16 protein-coding genes are annotated in these 18,517 nt (G+C 60.8%); 10 read left to right on the forward strand and 6 right to left on the reverse strand.

The window, feature by feature from the left end; all coding sequences use genetic code 11:
- The first annotated feature begins 18 nt into the window (after positions 1–18).
- Complete coding sequence (locus tag KW403_RS12940) at positions 19–882, forward strand: patatin-like phospholipase family protein (protein ID WP_246637775.1); 864 nt, start codon at positions 19–21, stop codon at positions 880–882.
- Positions 883–888: 6 nt separating this feature from the next.
- Here the strand turns inward: KW403_RS12940 and KW403_RS12945 are convergent, their stop codons facing one another.
- Positions 889–2,691 (reverse strand): monovalent cation:proton antiporter-2 (CPA2) family protein, encoded by a 1,803-nt coding sequence (locus KW403_RS12945; RefSeq protein WP_223019881.1) that lies wholly within the window; start codon positions 2,689–2,691, stop codon positions 889–891.
- A 127-nt stretch (positions 2,692–2,818) separates the two neighbouring features.
- Here KW403_RS12945 and KW403_RS12950 point away from each other — a divergent pair, with 127 nt between their 5' ends.
- The 6 genes from KW403_RS12950 to lpxK all read left to right on the forward strand — a co-directional run bounded on the left by KW403_RS12950 (position 2,819) and on the right by lpxK (position 8,475).
- The gene (locus KW403_RS12950) at positions 2,819–4,165 is read left to right on the forward strand and encodes a TldD/PmbA family protein (RefSeq protein ID WP_223019882.1); all 1,347 of its coding nucleotides are present in this window, start codon (positions 2,819–2,821) and stop codon (positions 4,163–4,165) included.
- Positions 4,152–4,952, forward strand: a complete 801-nt coding sequence (locus tag KW403_RS12955; protein ID WP_223019883.1) for a 3'(2'),5'-bisphosphate nucleotidase CysQ — start codon at positions 4,152–4,154, stop codon at positions 4,950–4,952. The genes KW403_RS12950 and KW403_RS12955 overlap by 14 nt, the downstream gene beginning before the upstream one ends.
- 122 nt (positions 4,953–5,074) lie before the next feature.
- Positions 5,075–5,323, forward strand: coding sequence for a DUF4170 domain-containing protein (locus KW403_RS12960; RefSeq protein WP_223019884.1), 249 nt, complete (start codon positions 5,075–5,077; stop codon positions 5,321–5,323).
- A 25-nt stretch (positions 5,324–5,348) separates the two neighbouring features.
- Positions 5,349–6,134, forward strand: coding sequence for a lysophospholipid acyltransferase family protein (locus KW403_RS12965; RefSeq protein WP_223019885.1), 786 nt, complete (start codon positions 5,349–5,351; stop codon positions 6,132–6,134).
- 3 nt (positions 6,135–6,137) lie between these two features.
- Positions 6,138–7,457 (forward strand): lipid IV(A) 3-deoxy-D-manno-octulosonic acid transferase, encoded by a 1,320-nt coding sequence (gene waaA / locus KW403_RS12970; protein WP_223019886.1) that lies wholly within the window; start codon positions 6,138–6,140, stop codon positions 7,455–7,457.
- Positions 7,450–8,475, forward strand: coding sequence for a tetraacyldisaccharide 4'-kinase (gene lpxK, locus KW403_RS12975; RefSeq protein WP_223019887.1), 1,026 nt, complete (start codon positions 7,450–7,452; stop codon positions 8,473–8,475). Before waaA ends, lpxK begins: the two co-directional genes overlap by 8 nt.
- Position 8,476: 1 nt before the next feature.
- On the opposite strand, the gene KW403_RS12980 is transcribed toward lpxK, so the two are convergent.
- From KW403_RS12980 to KW403_RS12995, 4 genes are all read right to left on the reverse strand, one after another.
- On the reverse strand, positions 8,477–8,710 hold the full coding sequence (locus KW403_RS12980) for a DUF2093 domain-containing protein (protein ID WP_223019888.1): 234 nt from the start codon (positions 8,708–8,710) through the stop codon (positions 8,477–8,479).
- A gap of 61 nt (positions 8,711–8,771) precedes the next feature.
- Positions 8,772–10,628, reverse strand: coding sequence for a DNA mismatch repair endonuclease MutL (gene mutL, locus KW403_RS12985; RefSeq protein WP_223019889.1), 1,857 nt, complete (start codon positions 10,626–10,628; stop codon positions 8,772–8,774).
- Positions 10,629–11,894: 1,266 nt separating this feature from the next.
- Complete coding sequence (locus tag KW403_RS12990; protein ID WP_223019890.1) at positions 11,895–12,095, reverse strand: hypothetical protein; 201 nt, start codon at positions 12,093–12,095, stop codon at positions 11,895–11,897.
- 30 nt (positions 12,096–12,125) lie between these two features.
- Positions 12,126–13,673 (reverse strand): anti-phage dCTP deaminase, encoded by a 1,548-nt coding sequence (locus KW403_RS12995; RefSeq protein ID WP_223019891.1) that lies wholly within the window; start codon positions 13,671–13,673, stop codon positions 12,126–12,128.
- A gap of 475 nt (positions 13,674–14,148) precedes the next feature.
- Here KW403_RS12995 and KW403_RS13000 point away from each other — a divergent pair, with 475 nt between their 5' ends.
- The 3 genes from KW403_RS13000 (at position 14,149) to tdh (ending at position 18,006) form a co-directional block, all read left to right on the forward strand.
- Entirely contained in the window at positions 14,149–15,360 is a 1,212-nt protein-coding gene (locus KW403_RS13000; RefSeq protein WP_223022558.1) for an acyl-CoA dehydrogenase, read from the forward strand.
- 383 nt (positions 15,361–15,743) lie between these two features.
- Positions 15,744–16,931 (forward strand): glycine C-acetyltransferase, encoded by a 1,188-nt coding sequence (locus KW403_RS13005; RefSeq protein ID WP_223019892.1) that lies wholly within the window; start codon positions 15,744–15,746, stop codon positions 16,929–16,931.
- Between the two features lie 40 nt (positions 16,932–16,971).
- Positions 16,972–18,006 carry an L-threonine 3-dehydrogenase gene (gene tdh / locus KW403_RS13010; protein WP_223019893.1) on the forward strand — a complete coding sequence of 345 codons (1,035 nt, stop codon included), beginning with the start codon at positions 16,972–16,974 and terminating at the stop codon, positions 18,004–18,006.
- 4 nt (positions 18,007–18,010) lie between these two features.
- Here the strand turns inward: tdh and KW403_RS13015 are convergent, their stop codons facing one another.
- Positions 18,011–18,457: a MarR family winged helix-turn-helix transcriptional regulator gene (locus KW403_RS13015; RefSeq protein WP_223019894.1), complete on the reverse strand. Its 447-nt coding sequence runs from the start codon at positions 18,455–18,457 to the stop codon at positions 18,011–18,013.
- Positions 18,458–18,517: the final 60 nt, after the last annotated feature.

An 18,517-nucleotide genomic window follows, 5' to 3' on the forward strand; every position in this document is an offset into this window, starting at 1 on the left:
GCGTTGGCGGACGATAAGATGACAGACAAGACGCCCACCGGCGGACCAAGCTTCGCGCTTGCGCTCGGCGGGGGTGGTGCGCGCGGGCTGGCGCATATCCATATCATCGAGACCCTCAATGAACTGGGCATCACGCCCACCGTCATCGCCGGTTCCTCCATCGGAGCCCTGATGGGCGCAGGCTTCGCCGCCGGTATCAGCGGCAAGGACATTCACGCACATGCACGCGCCATCCTGGGGAGCCGTACGGAAGTGGCGAGCCGCCTGTGGAAAGCCAGACCCGGCAACTTTGCTGAGATGATGGAAGGCGGCTTTCGTTTCGGCCAGTTCAATGCCGAGCGCATCATCAGCGCCTTTCTGCCAGAAGGTGTTCCGGAGACCTTCGAGGAATTGAAGATCCCGCTGCGCGTTACGGCCACGGACTATTTCCGCCACGAGCTCGCCGTGCTTGAGAGCGGCGCCTTGGCGGGAGCGCTAGCGGCCTCGGCCGCCATACCCGCGGTCTTCCGTCCCGTGGAGCGCGGCGGGCGCACGCTGATCGATGGAGGCATCTACAATCCCGTGCCTTTCGATCTGGTCGAGGGCAAGGCGGATATATTGATCGCCATCGACGTGGTCGGTGCCCCGAATGACACCGGTGGCAAGCCTCCGACCTCCATCGAACTGATGTTCGGCGCAAGTCAGCTCATGATGCAGTCGATCATCGCCATGAAGCTGGAGCACGGGCGGCCCGATATTCTCATTCGCCCGGCCGTTTCACGCTTTCGCGTGCTCGATTTCATGAAAATCGACGCGATCCTTGCCGAGACGCAACCCATTCGCGATGAATTGAAACGAGCGATTGACGCAGCTGTCAGCGATCGTGAGAGGGCGCGCGTCTAGTCGACATCAGCCAACCGGTTCGTCATCCTGATCGATGCGCTGGCTCTCGCGCTTTGGCTTGATCAGAGGTTCGGGGATGACCGGACGAACATGCATCTTGTCGTTACCGGCATAAATGCCTTCGACGGACTGAATGGCCAGCCGCTCATCGTCCAGCCGGCGCACATCCTCGACGATCTCGCTGGCAATCTCCTCGCTGGTTCCCAGCGCCTGCAGCGTTCTTCCGCCGAAAACGAGAGCCGATTCGACCGTTTCCCGTAACTCGTAATCCACGTCGCGATCGCGCAGCGAGAGTGTGTGAGCGCGGTCGTAGGAGCGGACATAAAGACGTACATGGGGATACTCGTCGCGGATCAGGTTGACGATCTGATCCGTTGCCGTCGCGCCGTTTGTGCACACAGCCACAATCTTGGCATTGCGGATGCCCGCAGCCTCCAGCACCTCCTTGCGGCGGCCATCGCCGAAATAGATGCGAAAGCCGAAACGTTCGGCAGCGCGTACACGGTCGGCAGAATGATCGATGATGGTCACGTCCGTACCGCCGGAGAGCAAAACCTGCGACACCATTTGTCCGAAGCGGGAGAAGCCGATCATCATCACGTCAGCGCCAGCACCTTCGAAATCCTCATCCATCTCTTCAGCCGGCTCGGTCCGGATCAGCATTTCGCCAAGCCTTACTGACAGCGGCGTCAAAGCCATGGACACGGTGACGATGGCGATGAGCAGCGAGGCGGTAGACTGCGGAAAGATAAAGGCGGAAGACGCTGCAGTGAACAGAACAAAGCCGAACTCGCCACCTTGCGGCAAAAGGGCCGCGACACGGACGGCACAATTGTGATCGCTGCCGAAACCACGGCTGATCCCATAGAGAATTGCAGCCTTTACCAACATGAGGATCGGCACGGCAATGAGAATGGAAAGCCAGTTCTCGAGCACGATTCTCAGATCGAGCGAAAGGCCGATGGCCATGAAGAAAAGGCCGAGAAGAATGCCGCGAAACGGCTCGATATCGGCTTCCAACTCGTGTCGGAAAGAAGATTCAGCGAGCAGCACACCGGCGATGAAGGCGCCGAGCGCCATGGAGAGCCCGGCCATCTGCATAATGGTGGCCGACCCCAGCACGACGAGCAAGGCCGCGGCGATCATGACCTCCTTCGCGCCCGTATTGGCGATGATGCGAAAGAGTGGATTGAGCAGGTAGCGGCCGGCAACAATCAGCGCGACCACGCTGGCTATAGCAAGCGCGAACCGTTCGAGACTGATGGCTTCGGCTCCCTCCCCACCGGGGGAAAGGAGTGGAACCAATGCCAGGAGCGGCGCGATGGCAAGATCCTGAAACAACAGGATGGAGAACGATGTCTGCCCGTATCGGCTGTTCAGCGCGCCCTGGGATTCAAGTGTTTGCACCGAGAACGCAGTGGAGGACAGCGCAAGGCCGTATCCGACGACAAAAGCGGCCCCGTAAGACATGTCCGTCAAAAGCAGCGTGAGCGCAGCTAGGGCAAGGCCGGTAACCATCACCTGGATCAGCCCCATACCGAATATGCTGCGCCGCATGGCCCATAGACGCGCCGGCTTGAGTTCGAGCCCGATAATGAAGAGCAGCAGCACCACGCCGAGTTCCGCTACATGGAGCAACTCTTCTCCATCCGATATAAGCAGTAGAACCGGACCGATTGCGATGCCGGCGGCGAGATAGCCCAGGATCGTGCCAAGCCCAATGCGGGCAAACAGCGGCGCGGCAATGACTGCTGCACCCAAGAGCAGCAGTGGTTCGTAATAGAGTGGTGCAGCAGTTTCGACGGCCATCGGGTCTCCGGGATATGTTGGAGCAGATCTGGGGAATCTCAGCTTACCATTGCACATATGCGTTGCGAATCATAAATGGATCAGGCCGGGACCCCCGACGCGCGACCAAATTCCAGTCAGGATTGTGATGACAGATCAGAATGAAAAAAAGCAGCTGACCGAGCGCGTTGTTGCGCTTGTGGAAGCCGCGAAGCGGGCGGGCGCCGACGCTTCCGATGCAGTGGTGGTGCGCGCGCGCTCCAGGAGTGTGTCGGTACGACTTGGACAGGTTGAGGGAACCGAGGCATCGGAAAGCGATGACATGTCGCTGCGGGTCTTTGTCGGCAGGCGGGTAGCCAGCGTGTCGGCTCCAGCCAATGCAGACCCGGCCCCGCTGGCAGAACGTGCCATCGCCATGGCGAAAGCTTCGCCGGAAGATCCGTATGAGGGGTTGGCGGAGGAAAGCCTGCTCGCCCGCACGATCCCCGACCTCGATCTTTTCGATGGAACGGAGGTATCTGCAGAACGGCTGAAAGAAGATGCATTGGCTGCCGAGGCGGCGGCGCTCGACGTGACGGGTGTCACCAATTCATCCGGTTCCGGCGCAAGCGCCGGTTCGGGCGGCCTGGTGCTGGCGACGTCTGAGGGATTTATCGGGGCCTATGAAGCGACACGTTTCTCCCGGTCGGTGAGTGTTCTGGCCGGCGAAGGCACCGGAATGGAACGCGACTATGATTACTCCTCGCGGCTCCATTTCTCGGATCTAGACTCCCCCGAAAAGATCGGCCGTAGCGCTGGTGAACGGGCTGTTCGGCGGCTCAACCCCCGCAAGGTGGATACAGGCCGCTACCCGGTGGTGTATGATCCTCGTGTTGCGCGCGGCATTGCCGGCCATCTGGCCTCCGCAATCAATGGAGCTGCGGTCGCGCGCAAATCGAGTTTCCTGCGCGACATGATGGGCAAAAAGGTTGCAGCGACGGGCATCACGGTGACGGATGATCCGCAGCGTCGGCGGGGTTCTTCCTCTCGTCCTTTCGATGGTGAAGGCGTGGCAGGCGAAAAACTCATCATGATCGAAGACGGTGTTCTGAAGCACTGGTTTCTGTCGACCTCGGTTGCCCGACAATTGGGGCTGCCGGCCACCAATGGACGTGGCGCGCGCGGGTCTTCCTCCGTTAATCCGTCTTCCACCAACCTGGCGCTTGAACCCGGCAAACAGACCCCAGAGGCTCTGATCAAGGGGATCCGGTCCGGCTTCTATGTGACTGAGGTATTTGGGCAGGGGGTGAACCTCGTGACCGGTGAATACAGCCGTGGTGCTGCCGGGTTCTGGATCGAGAACGGCGAGATCACCTATCCGGTCTCGGAGGTTACCATCGCTTCAAACCTGAAGGACATGTTCTTCAACATGACAGCAGCCAACGATATTGATCGCAACTTCGGGACTGCTGCTCCGACCCTGTTCGTGGAAGGCATGACGCTTGCCGGAAAATAGTCCGCACGAACATACCCTCCAGACCGATCTCGATCTGATCGCCAGTGCAGCGCGGGAGGCGGGCAACATCGCGCTCAGATATTTCCGCCGCGACCCGGAAGTCTGGTGGAAAGAAGGTGTGTCACCGGTCAGTGAAGCCGATTACGCGGTCGATAGCTTTTTGAGGCGCGAACTTTTAGCAGCCCGTCCCGAGTATGGCTGGCTATCGGAAGAGACTACGCTTGCGGAGCAGGAGCTCGACCGTGACCGGATATTTGTGGTTGATCCGATCGACGGGACCAGGGCGTTTATCGATGGTCGACCAATCTGGTGCGTCAGCATCGGTGTGGTTCATCGTGGTGTGAGCGTCGTGGGCGTGCTTGAGTGCCCTGAGCTTTCCGAAACCTATCATGCGCTGACGGGCGGTGGCGCATTTCGCAATGGAGAGCCGCTGAGGGTGAAGCCCGTCGGCGAGGCTGTCGTGATCGGTGGACCCAAGGCCATGGTCTCCGAACTGCCCGCCGATATTCTGCAGAGGAACAAGGCTCATGGATATGTTCCCTCTCTGGCCTACCGTATCGCCATGGTTGCCAGCGGAGTGCTCGACGCCACTTTCGTGAAGCCAAATTCACATGACTGGGACTTGGCCGCAGCCGACGTGATCCTGCGCGAGGCGGGTGGCGCGATCCGTGATGCAAAAGGAAATACGCCCTCCTATGCGTGCGGAGATCCGAAGAAGGGCGCCCTCGCTGCCGGCAGCGGCCCGCTTCTTGAGACCATGACGCAAACTATGGCGCGTAGCCTTTGATAGCCTTTGCTACGCCCGGGGCGGGAAAGCCGGTCTAAAAGGTTCCAAAATCGCGGGAATTACTCTACACGGGCGGTTAGCGATTTGCTTATTGCCACATTCGTCTGCAAATGGGCTTGACCATGTCCGAGAAAAAAGAGAATTCCCAGCTTTTGCATCTGGTCTTTGGCGGTGAATTGACGTCGCTGACCGGAGTGACCTTCCGCGATCTCGACGACGTCGACATTGTCGGCATTTACCCAGATTACAAATCCGCGGAGAAAGCCTGGCGCGCCAAGGCGCAGGAGACCGTTGACAACGCGCATATGCGTTACTTCATTGTTCACCTTCACCGCCTGCTCGACCCCGCCTCCGATGAGACCCGGGGATAGTCCCAGGGGTAGCAAGGAACCGCATATGGAAAACAAGGCGACAGCGCCTTCTCCTGCCATGACCGCCAATCGGAAGAAGTCCGGCCGCCGCCCCTTGAAGGAGTTGTGGCGCCGTGTCCGCAAGCCGCTGGCGAAGTCGCGCTTCGTGAAACAGGCGCTGGCAACCCTTATGGCGGGTGCTATTCGCCTGATTGACCGCACCAATCCGCGCGTCGATGGATCGCATGATCTGCAGGAGGCCATCGATGCGCATTCGCCGGCAATTGCTGCACTCTGGCACGGGCAGCACATTCTTGGGCCGGCCATCAATCCCAAAAAGCACAAGATCGTGGCGCTTTTTTCACGCAGCGCCGATGCGGAACTGAACGCGCTTGTTGCTGAAAAGCTCGGCTTTGAAACAGTGCGTGGTTCGGGTGGGCGCAAAGGCGAACGCGATATCCGCAAGGGTGGCGCAAAGGCGCTGATTATGCTGAAACGGACCATTGACCGTGGATGCAATGTGGCGATGATCGCCGACATTCCTCACGGCACACCGCGCGAAGCCGGGCTTGGCATTGTCACCCTGGCGCGCATTTCGGGCCGCCCGATCGTGCCTGTCGCGATTGCCACGAGCCGCCGGAAGGTGCTGGAACGGACCTGGGACAAGACCACGATCAACCTGCCATTCGGCCGCAGCGCGGTGATCCTGGGCGAGCCCATCTATGTGAAGTCCGACGCTGATGAGGCGGTGATGGAAGAAAAGCGCCGCGAGGTCACCAACGCGCTCAATGAAGCGACGCGACGGGCCTATTCTCTGGTTGACGGTCAATGAGCCATGAGTGAACGCTGGGCACGCGCCATTCTCACAACTTATCGCTGGGCAGGTGCAGCAGCCTTTCCCATGGTTGGCGGTTACATCGTCTGGCGCGCGGGCAAGGGCAAGGAAGACCGGGTGCGCCGGCACGAGCGCTATGGTCGGGCGGGCCACCCACGCCCTGACGGCCCGCTGATCTGGATGCATGCCGCAAGTGTGGGCGAAACCATGGCCGTGACGGGCCTGATCGAACATCTTCTGGGCTACGGGATCAACATCGTTCTGACCACGGGAACGGTGACTTCGGCACAGGTGGCCGAAGAACGCCTCGGCGGCGAGGTGATCCACCAATATGTGCCGCTGGATCTGAAGCCGGCTGTCAGCAATTTTCTCAATCACTGGCAGCCGGATCTCGCCATCATGGCCGAGTCCGAGATCTGGCCCATGACGATTCTCGAACTCGGTGCGCGGCGTGTACCGCAGGTGCTCGTCAATGGCCGGCTTTCGGACCGATCCTTCGAGCGCTGGAAAAAGCGAGCCTTTCTCGCCGAGGCGCTTTTTGAGAACCTCGCCCATGTGGTGGCCCAGTCCGAAGTGGATGGGGAACGTTTCCGCACGCTGGGGGCAAGGCCGGTGACGGTTTCAGGCAACCTCAAGGTCGACACGCATGCGCCGCCAGTGGAGCAGGCAGCGCTCGCCACGCTGGAAGATCAGATCGGCGAACGGGAAACCTGGGCAGCGGTTTCCACCCATGAGGGCGAGGAGACGATTGCCGCCGACGTGCATACCAAGCTCAAGCCCCGGCATCCCGATCTGCTGACGATCATCGTGCCCCGGCACCCGGAGCGGGCCGCAGGGCTGGAAGAGGAATTCACGGCCCGCGGCCTCAAGGTGGCGCGGCGCAGCCGTAACGATACGGTCCTGCCGGAGACGGACATTCTGCTCGGCGATACAATTGGCGAGATGGGACTTTATCTCAGACTGACTGAAGTGGCCTTTGTCGGACGTTCGCTCTCGCAATCGGGCGGTCAGAACCCGATCGAGCCGGCGCGGCTGGGAACGGCGGTGCTCTCTGGCTGCAATGTGCAGAATTTCCGCGATGCCTATCGCCGCCTCATCGATGCCGGGGGCGCGCGGCTGGTGCGCGATGGCGAGATGCTGGCCGGTGGCGTGAACTTCCTGCTCAACAATTATTCGGCGCGCCGCACCATGATCAAGGCGGGGCGCGCGGCGGTCGACGACATGTCGGGTGCGCTCAATCGGACGCTGCAGGCGCTCGATCCCTATATCCATCCGCTGATCGTCAAGAGCAGGCTTGAAGGCGGCGAGGGGCATGGCTAGCGAGGCACCTCCATTCTGGTGGGAGGCGGCGGACTGGCGGGCCTGGAGCCTTTCGCCGCTGTCAGCGCTCTATGGCCTCGTGGCCGGATACCGGATGGCCTCGGCAAAGCGGGCGAAGGTGGGTGTGCCGGTGTTGTGTGTCGGTAATTTTACCGTCGGAGGCGAGGGCAAGACGCCGGTTTCCATCGCGCTCGCAAAACAGGCGAAGAAGCTTGGTCGGAAACCGGGATTCCTCACCCGCGGGCATGGTGGCTCGATGACGGTCGCGCATCTGGTGGATGCGAAGAAGGATCTTTCGCGCCATGTGGGCGACGAGCCGCTGCTTCTGGCGCGGCATGCGCCCACGCTGGTCGCGCCCGACCGCCTGACGGGCGCCCGCGAGCTGATCGGCATCGGCTGCGACTTCATCATCATGGACGATGGCTTCCAGAGCGCGCGGCTGCATATGGATTATGCGGTGATGGTGGTGGATGCGCGGCGCGGGCTGGGCAACGGCCATGTGATCCCCGGCGGGCCGATGCGCGCGCGGCTGATCGACCAGTTGCGCCATGCGGATGCGATCCTCACCATGGGGGAGGGAAACGCGGCCGACCATGTGGTGCGCAAGGCTTCGCGGGCGGGGCGACCGGTGTTTCAGGCCAGGCTCAAGCCGCGCGGCGTGCGCGCGATCAAGGGCGGGCGGTTTCTGGCTTTTGCCGGGATCGGCAATCCGAAGAAATTCTTCGACAGTGTGGCGCAAGCCGGCGGCGCGGTGGTGGAGGGGAAGAGTTTTCCCGATCATCACCCCTATGACGATGACGATGCGCGCGACCTGATCGCTGCGGCGGAGAAGGGTGAGCTCCAGCTCATCACCACCGAGAAGGATCTCGTGCGGCTGAGGGGCGGGAGCGACGCGCTTTCCGCGCTTGCCGAGAAAAGCCGCGTGCTGCAGGTGGAGGCAGAGTTCGACGCGCCCGACATGCCGGTCTCCATCATCGAAAGCACGATAGAGGCCTGGCGCGAGCGCATTCTGAAATAGATCAGCTACGCTTCCTGAGTTCGGGATGCATTTCCAGCTCGCGGGCGAGCGAGGTCTCGGCGTTCACATAGGCTTCCTGCCGCGCGACGCTCCAATATTTCAGATCGTCGAGCTGGATCGGCTGTTCGGTCACGGCGCAGCGCACGAAGGCGCCGGGCGTCATCACCTGAAAATCGCCATCCAGATAGCGAATGCGCGCCTCGCGGGCGCCGGGTCCTTCAAAACGGTTCATCACTTCACCCTTTCATCGGGTCCCTTGCGCCATATTTCAATGCAGAGGTCAAGCATCTCGCCACTCACCGCCGCCCAAACAGCCGCTCAATATCGGTCAGCTTCAGTTCGATATAGGTCGGGCGACCGTGATTGCACGTGCCGGAGCCGGGCGTCGCCTCCATCTGGCGCAAAAGCGCGTTCATCTCTTCCGCCCTGAGCCGCCGGCCCGAGCGCACCGAGCCATGGCAGGCCATGGTGGCGGCGATGTGGTCGATCCGCTCCTTTAGCGTGTCGGCGGTGTCGTTTTCGGCAATCTCGTCGGCGAGATCGCGCACCAGCTGCGGCACATCCACCTTGCCCAGCAAGGACGGCGTTTCGCGCACGGCGATGGCGCCGGGGCCAAACCGCTCCAGCCCCAGGCCGAACCGGGCGAGGAACTCCGCATGGGCGGACAGCCGGTCGGCATCCTCTTCCGGCATGTCGACAATCTCCGGCAAAAGCAGCATCTGCGCGGGGAGGGGGCGGGCATGCAGCGCCTCTTTCAGCGCCTCATAGACCAGTCGCTCATGGGCGGCGTGCTGGTCGACGATGACGAGCGAATCCTCCGTCTGCGCGACGATGTAATTCTCATGCACCTGCGCCCGCGCGGCTCCCAGCGGCGCGCGCATCAATTCGGGTGCCGCCTCCGCTTCGCCCGCACGCGCATCGGCGGAAAGGGCCGCCCCCACATCGAACGCCGCTTGGCCGGGCTCGGCAAAGGCCGGTGCCGTGCTCATCTCCAGCGGACGGGTGGGTGAGGTGGCCGCACTCCAGCCATTTGCAGGGCGGGGTGGAGGCGTGTAGCGCTGCGGCGTGGCGTGGCCCGCCCCCGCCTGTTCCGGCCTCTGGAAGGCGGCGAGCATGGCGTCGGCCCCGGAGGTGGAGGCGCGCATGCCGCTGATTTCCAGCGCATGGCGGATCGCGCCGACGATCAGCCCGCGCACCAGCCCCGGATCGCGAAAGCGCACATCGGCCTTGGCCGGGTGCACATTGACATCCACCAGCGCCGGGTCGAGCGTGATGAACAGCGCCGCCACCGCATGCCGGTCGCGCGGCAGCGCGTCCATATAGGCGCCGCGAATGGCGCCGGTCAGAAGCTTGTCGCGCACGGGCCGGCCATTCACATAGAAATATTGCAGCATCGCATTGCCGCGCGAGAAGGAGGGGATCGACGCATGGCCCGAAAGGGAAACGCCTTCACGCGCAGCCTCTATGGGCAGCGTGTTTTCGGCAAAGTCGCGGCCCATCACCTGCGCGATGCGGCGCAGAAGCCCCTCGCCATCGGCGGGCACGGCGGCAAGCTCCAGCGTGTTGCGGTCGGAGCCCGTCAGCGTGAAGCGCACATGGGGGAAGGCGAGCGCCATGCGCTTCACCACCTCGGTGATGGCGGCGGTTTCGGCGCGCTCGCTCTTCATGAATTTGAGCCTTGCGGGCGTGGCGAAAAAGAGGTCGCGCACCTCCACCGTCGTGCCGCGATTGGCGGCCACGGGCTTCACCGCTGAAACGCGCCCGCCCTCAACGGAAATCTCTGCCGCACTGTCGGCGCCTTCGGGCCGCGAGCGCAGCGAAAGCCGCGCCACCGAGCCGATGGAGGGCAGCGCCTCGCCGCGAAAGCCGAGCGAGCGAATGTCGTGAATATCGTCGGTGAGTTTCGACGTGCAATGGCGCGAGACGGCGAGCGGCAGCTCTTCCGGCGGCATGCCGCCGCCATTGTCGGTGACGCGGATCAGCGAAAGCCCGCCGCCGGCGGTCGCCACCTCGATGCGCGTCGCGCCCGCATCGAGCGCATTTTCCACCAGCTCCTTCACCACACTGGCGGGCCGCTCGATCACCTCGCCAGCGGCGATCTGGTTGATCACGGTATCGGTGAGCTGGCGAATGGTGCGGGAGGCTGTGGTCATGGCCGCGATTTTACGGGGATTCGGGGGTGGGGAGAAGGGTGGGGCGGTGATGAAGGCCGCCTTCTCCCCACCTGTGGGGAGAAGGTGCCGGCAGGCGGATGAGGGGCGAGCGCCAACGCGCGATATTTCTGCCAGCATCTCCTTGATCACCCTCACCGCCCGCCCCTCATCCTCACCTTCTCCCCGCTCGCGGGGAGAAGGGGGCGCATGCGCAGGTGCGCTTCCTTCAGCCTTGGCGCAGCACCCCCTCTGGTCTGCCGACCATCTCCCCCTCAAGGGGGGAGATCAGTCGTGGCGATGCCCGCGCTCTTCCTCCACTCTCGGCGATTGGCGAAAACCTTCCCGCTGCCAATCTCCCCCCTTGAGGGGGAGATGTCCGGCAGGACAGAGGGGGGTGCTGCGCCAACCTCTCAACACCATCACCCACCCCACACCACGTCAGCCCGGGCTTGACCCGGGACCCATTGAGAAGCGGGGCCGGGTGCCGCAGAGGGCGCAACCGCTGGTGCGGGAGCGAGGACCGGGCCGCGCCCTGCAGGCTCTTCCAATGGCTCCCGGATAGCCTGTGGCTTCCGGGATGACGGGGGTGGGGATGCGGGCAGGGTCGGCTTTCCATGGGGGCACACCTCCGCTCCCGCACGGCTTCGCCGCCGGGGTTTGAGACAGGTTCGGGAAGACGGGCGGCCAAAGCGTCGCGCGTCTAAAGTAATAATGCGACCCTCGGGCCGCCCGTCCGGCCGCTGTCCCGACTGTTGGCCGATCACTCGGGCGGGGTGCGCCCTGGCGGCTTCTCCGCAGCCGGTCTTGAAACCGGCCGCCGGCCTGTCGCGGGCCCTCACATGCCTTGAGCCACCGATGCCCAAGGGGGAGGCTGCCGCCGCCCTTCCTGATCCCCGGCTCCGGACCCGGGTCCCGACAAGGGCGATGGGGGAATTATAGGTGAGGTTTTGGGGGCGGGGATAAAATTGGGGGAATGACAGCGTCCTTCTCCCCGCTTGCGGGGGGCCGAAGGACTGGTCGAGACCCGTGGCTCGACCCCGTGGTGCCGGCAGGCGGATGAGGGGCGAATGGTGATACTTCAGCTCCAGCCAACGCCGAAAAATTATCAACCTGGTACCGTCGTGTCCGGTGTCTAAAACCCAGTAGTTGGAGCGAACCTACTCAGCACAGACCAAAAAAATGATTGCCGGAACCGTCGAAAATGAAGCGAAAAACAAGAGAATCGAGGCAGTGACTGGTGGCAGGAAGCTACAGATCGCCTGCCGACTAACAGCCAAGTTCGTGTAGCTCTGCAATGAGCTTGCGTCGAGCTTCCTTTGCTTCATCACTGGTGATATCCACGCCCCCCCCACTTGCCGCGCGGTTGTCCTCTATAGAAAGGACACTCGATTCAATTCGAGCCGAATTCGATTCGAACACAAACAGAAATTCGCGCTGTTGCTTACGCACGTTCTGTCCTTTGTTCATGCCGATTCACCCTGCTTCCACGCCGCTGATCTACCGATTCTCGACGCCCTCAAGGTAATCTATAACCCTTTTTTCGTGGGTTGTGAAACCATCCATAGGAGGTGGTAGAATAGGGGATGCGGATTTTTTATCTAGAATTCGTGCTTTGCCGCCATCTTTCCGCTCAGTGCCATGGTGAAACAGCTTCAACATGCAATCTGGTCCGACACCCTCGTACTGTAGAAACGCTACCTTATTTCTATCATCACTTGAGATCCCAATTGCATCGCTATGAAGTTCCAGAGCAAGACTCTTAGCATAAGGTTCTACATACAGTACTCTCGAGATGCCCGCGGCGACAATATGTCTAGCGCAATTGTGACATGGAAAGGTCGTAGTATATAGAGTGCCGCCCACCATGCCAGATTTTCCTGCCCGACCCGCTGAAACTATTGCCTCCATTTCAGCGTGGATAGATCGGCTATATTCAATCAGGTCTTTGACAGGAGTTTCTACTAGCGCGGACCGAAATTTTTCTTTGTTAGTGCTCTGCGAGAGCATTCCTTCTTCACTGAGTTTTCTGAATATTTTTTCGTAAAGCTCCTCTTTTTTTCGGTCATTGTGGCAGCGTTTTTCGCCCCATAAATAGCAGCGATGATCTTGTTGACCATCGTTCACCGAATACAAACCTCCATGCGCCTTCGGTACGTCATTGTAACCGACGCTTATGAGTTCACCTTCAGCCGAGTAGATCGCTGCACCGACCTGCCGGGAAAGGCAGGCTGATTTGCTGGCAGATGATACTGCTGCAAACATGCCAGCTTCGTCAGTGGTTGGTGTATGTACAGATATGTTGAAGGTTATTTCTAAGTACCGATTGATGACGTCTTTGATTCTTGCATCATTTTCACCGTCATTTCTAATGAAGAAATCGGATAGGTATGCAGTCTTGCTGACCTTTTGGCCGTGATCGCTTTCCTTGTCGTTTTCGTCTCTTGTGAATATTCCCTGAAGTTTATCTTTCTCAATACCTAAGTTTTTGAGTCTAACTTCTCGAATTGATTCCGGAGCAAATACGGTAAATTGCCAATAGATGCCTCCGTACACGCGCCTTAGAAGCTCTGTCTCTTTGGGGTGCTTCAGTGAATCTATTATAGTTGCTTGTCGCTGCTGTTTTGGCTGAGGGACTTGTGTGCTGTCGTCGTACCCGCCACTTGCTTTTCTTTGCACCGCGATCGTTTCAACTGCTTTTGCGGCAATGTAATCCTCGCCAAACTTTCTCCGCAATTCTGTGCCGACTGCCTGCAATTCCGTAATGCGTTCTGAGCCCCCAGTTGCTACGGTTGGGGTGCTCGTTTTCGCGGCATTCTCGCGAATAAGATCGCTCGCTTTAAGAATCTCAACCTTATACCCGTAGTCCGTTTCTAGAATGGACTTTAATTGCGCTGAGGTCTTAGAAACCCCAGCGCCTACGGCGCCCACCATTCCTATCACTAGTTCCTCAGTAGGGCGTGAAATATCCTTTGAAGCTCCGACTGACTCCAATTGGTCTGTCGCGGAAGTTTGCTTAAATTCCGCAATCTTGTGAGTTGTTGTCAATTTGCCCGTCCCATTAATAGTTGTGATATTATGTACCGATGCTGCAACTCAAGGCAATCCCTATTGGTGTATTGTTTGACGAGTGTAAGTGACTGAAATAGTTAAAAAAAATGGCGCGGTTTTTATGTAGGTGTGTGCAAATTTTCGAACACACAGGAGGATCATGACATTCAGATCTATCCGGATCGCTGAAGCATAAACTAGATGTTCCAGAAATCTCACGAAGTAGACTGCGCACGCCCCCCATCCATCCCCTCCCGTCACAATCCCCTTCCAAAAAATCATTTTAAGCTTGAAGCAATCTGGCGCAAGATGCTGTATGCTCCGCTCAGGCGTCAGGAGTGCACGCGCCCTTGCGGCGCGCAAGGCACGCTCTGGCTATTGGTTTTTCCGCATTTGCGCGGAGGTCAGGTGAGACCATCTGGCTGCAGAAGGCTTGAAAGAGCGCAACCGCATCAGGAAGGCATGAATGAACATGGAAGCACAGAAATCCGCGGCGAAATCGTCAAAATCGACCTTCGTGTGGGACGATCCCTTCCTCATGGAAGAGCAGCTCACCGATGAAGAGCGCATGATCCGCGATGCGGCAGCCGCCTTCGCTGCCGACAAGCTCGCCCCGCGCATCGAGCATGCATATATGAACGAGGAAACCGACCCGGACATCTTCCGCGAAATGGGCGCGGCGGGGCTTTTGGGCGTGACGGTGCCGGAGGAATATGGCGGCGTGGGGGCCGGCTATGTGTCCTACGGGCTGGTGGCGCGCGAGGTGGAGCGCATCGATTCGGGCTATCGCTCCATGATGAGCGTGCAGTCCTCGCTGGTGATGTTCCCGATCCATGCCTATGGCTCGGAAGAGCAGCGCAGGAAATATCTGCCGAAACTGGCGTCGGGCGAATGGATCGGCTGTTTCGGCCTGACCGAGCCGGATGCGGGCTCCGATCCCGGTGGCATGAAGACGCGCGCCGACAAGATCGATGGCGGCTACAGGCTGACCGGCTCGAAAATGTGGATCTCCAATTCGCCGATTGCCGATGTGTTCGTGGTGTGGGCGAAATCGGCGGCCCATGGCGGCAAGATCCGCGGTTTCGTCCTGGAAAAGGGCATGAAGGGGCTTTCGGCGCCAAAAATTGGCGGCAAGCTTTCGCTGCGCGCGTCGATCACCGGCGAGATCGTGATGGACGGTGTGGAAGTGGGCGAGGATGCGCTTTTGCCCAATGCGGAAGGGCTTGGCGGGCCGTTTGGCTGTCTGAACCGCGCGCGCTATGGCATTTCCTGGGGCGCGATGGGCGCGGCGGAAGATTGCTGGCACCGGGCGCGGCAATATGGGCTCGATCGCAAGCAGTTCGACAAGCCGCTGGCGCAGACGCAGCTTTTCCAGAAGAAGCTCGCCGACATGCAGACGGAAATCGCGCTCGGGCTTCAGGGGAGCCTGCGCGTTGGCCGGCTGTTTGACGAGGGCAAGATGGCGCCGGAGATGATCTCGGTCGTCAAGCGCAACAATTGCGGCAAGGCGCTGGAGATCGCGCGCATGGCCCGCGACATGCATGGCGGCAATGGCATCCAGATCGAATATCACGTGATGCGCCATGCGCAGAACCTGGAAACGGTGAACACCTATGAGGGCACGCATGACGTTCACGCGCTGATCCTCGGCCGCGCGCAGACGGGGCTGCAGGCGTTTTTCTGATCGGGTGAGCGCGCGCGTTTCGCGCGGGGATTGCGAAGGGGCGGGCGCTGCGGTGCTTGCCTCTTTTTTTTGTTGCGGGTGGCGCGGGAGGGGGGAGGAGCCGACGCAGCCCTCATCCTGAGCTTGTCGAAGGGCGAGGGCGGCATGAAAGGGCTGCAGCGGCAAGCGTGGGTGCGTGCCTTCACCCCCGCCCTTCGACAAGCTCAGGATGAGGGTGAAGGCACGGGAACGCTGTGCGCGGGGAGAGGGTAAGGGGCGGGTGGTGGCTTTGCTGGCGGGTTCGCGGTTCGGCGGAAGAGCGTTGCAGAAAAGCAGGTGGTCGAAAGCGGCGGCACTTTGTAGTAGAGGAGGGAAAGCCTGTTCCCGTTCGATCCGAGGTGTTCATGACCGCGTCCTTTCTCTCCCATCTGCGCTTGGAACTCGATGGCCTGAAGGAGGCGGGGCTTTACAAGTCCGAGCGGGTCATCACCTCCATGCAGTCGGCCGAGATCGAGAGCGGCAGGCAAAGGGTGCTGAACTTTTGCGCCAACAATTATCTGGGCCTTGCCGACAATGAGGAATTGCGCGAGGCGGCCAAGGCCGCGCTCGACCGCTATGGCTATGGCATGGCCTCGGTGCGCTTCATCTGCGGGACGCAGGAAGAACACAAAGAGCTGGAAGCGAAGATTTCAGGCTTTCTGGGCTATGAGGACACGATCCTCTATTCCTCCTGCTTCGATGCCAATGCGGGGCTTTTCGAGACGCTGCTGGGGCCGGAGGATGCGATCATCTCCGATGCGCTCAACCATGCCTCGATCATCGACGGGGTGCGGCTTTGCAAGGCCGAGCGCCACCGCTATGCGAACAATGATATGGCCGCTCTGGAAGAGTGTTTGAAAAAGGCGGAAGGCGCGCGCTTCCGGCTGATCGCGACGGATGGCGTTTTTTCCATGGATGGCATCGTCGCCAATCTGGGCGCGGTCTGCGATCTCGCCGAAAAATACGATGCGATGGTGATGGTGGACGATAGCCATGCGGTCGGTTTTGTGGGTGAGAATGGACGCGGCACGCCGGAGCATTGCGGCGTGGAAGGGCGGGTCGACATCATGACGGGCACGCTCGGCAAGGCACTGGGCGGGGCGTCTGGCGGCTATACCTGTGCGAAGGCCGAGGTGGTGGACTGGCTGCGCCAGCGTTCGCGGCCCTATCTCTTTTCCAACACGCTGGCGCCGGTGATCGCGGCGGCGTCTTTGAAGGTCTTCGATATGGTGGAGCAGGGCGATGCGCTGCGCCGTCATCTTGCAAGCAATGCCGGGCGGTTCCGCTCGGGCATGGAAAAGCTGGGCTTCACCCTGGCGGGCGCCGACCATCCCATCATCCCGGTCATGGTGGGCGATGCGGCTCTCGCCGCCCGCATGGCTGAAATGCTGATGGAAGAGGGCATCTATGTGATCGGCTTCTCCTTCCCCGTGGTGCCGAAAGGGGCTGCCCGCATCCGCACGCAGATGTCGGCGGCGCATTCGACCGAGGATATCGATCGCGCGGTGGAAGCGTTTGGCAAGGTGGGGCGTCAGCTCGGGGTGATCGCGTAGGGCGCGGATCGCAGATTTCGCTTTTGGAGGATAATCGACCATGTCCAACATGATGAAGGCGCTCGTGAAGTCAAAGCCGGAGGAAGGGCTCTGGATGGAGCGTGTTCCGGTGCCCGAGGTTGGGCCCAATGACGTTTTGATCAAGGTGAAGAAGACGGCGATCTGCGGCACGGATGTGCATATCTGGAACTGGGACGAGTGGGCGCAAAACACCGTGCCGGTGCCGCTGGTGACGGGACATGAATTCGTCGGCGAGGTGACGGAGGTCGGCTCGGCGGTGACGGAATACAAACCCGGCCAGCGGGTTTCGGGCGAGGGGCACATCGTGTGCGGCCACTGCCGCAACTGCCGGGCGGGCCGCGGACATCTGTGCCACAACACGCTGGGCGTGGGGGTTCACCGCGCCGGCGCGTTTGCCGAATTCATCGCCCTGCCGCAGCACAATGTGGTGCCGATCCCCGACAACATTCCCGACGAGATCGCGGCGATCTTCGACCCGTTGGGCAACGCCGTTCACACCGCGCTTTCCTTCGACCTCGTTGGCGAGGATGTGCTGGTGACGGGGGCGGGGCCGATCGGCATCATGGGCGCGCTGGTGGCGCAGGCCGTGGGCGCGCGCAAGGTGGTCATCACCGACATCAATCCGGGAAGGCTGGAGCTTGCAAAGAAGCTCGGCGTTCAGCACACGGTGAATGCGGCAGAGGAAACGCTGCCGGAGGTGATGCGCCAGCTCGGCATGACCGAGGGGTTTGATGTGGGGCTTGAAATGTCGGGCGCGGCACCCGCCTTCCGCGACATGATCGACGCTATGAACAATGGCGGCAAGATCGCCATTTTGGGTATCGCGCCGGCGGGTTTCGAGATCGACTGGAACAAGGTCATCTTCAAGATGCTGCATCTGAAGGGCATCTATGGGCGCGAGATGTTCGAGACCTGGTACAAGATGATCGCGCTGGTGCAGACGCGGCTCGACCTGCGCGATCTCATCACGCACCGCATCAATGCGGATGATTTTCGCGATGGTTTCGACGCCATGCGCTCCGGCAGGGCCGGCAAGGTGGTGATGAGCTGGTAGGACACTAGTCCGTCAAAACGGCGCGCTCCAGTGCTTCAAGGCCTTCAAGCAGCGCTGCGCGCTCCTTGGGCTTCATGCGGTCGAGCAGCTTCGTCTCGAAACCGTGTGCCACGGGCACCATGTCTTCATAGGCTTTCTGGCCGATCTTGCTGAGGGTGAGACGTTCGACCCGACGGTCCTGCGGGTCGGGCGTGCGCGCCAGCCAGCGGCGTGTTTCCAGAGAGGCAACGGCGCGGCTGACCTTGGTCTTGTGCATGGAGGAATGCGCGCCGATCTCGGTCGCAGTCATCGTTCCGAACTGGCCGAGCGTGGCCAGCGTGCGCCACTCGGGCCGCGTCAGACCAAGGCGCGCGCGATAGGCCTGTGAGAAATCGCGGCTGATCGTATCGGTGAGACGGGACAGGCGATAGGGAAGGAAGTGTTCCAGGGCAAGCTTGGTCGATTCTGGCATGGGATGCTGGGATCCTTTGCGGATTTCCTCTCTGGTCAGATTGATAGTTACATTCGATAT

Origin of the sequence: Nitratireductor kimnyeongensis (assembly GCF_019891395.1) — a bacterium.
Taxonomy (GTDB): domain Bacteria; phylum Pseudomonadota; class Alphaproteobacteria; order Rhizobiales; family Rhizobiaceae; genus Nitratireductor; species Nitratireductor kimnyeongensis.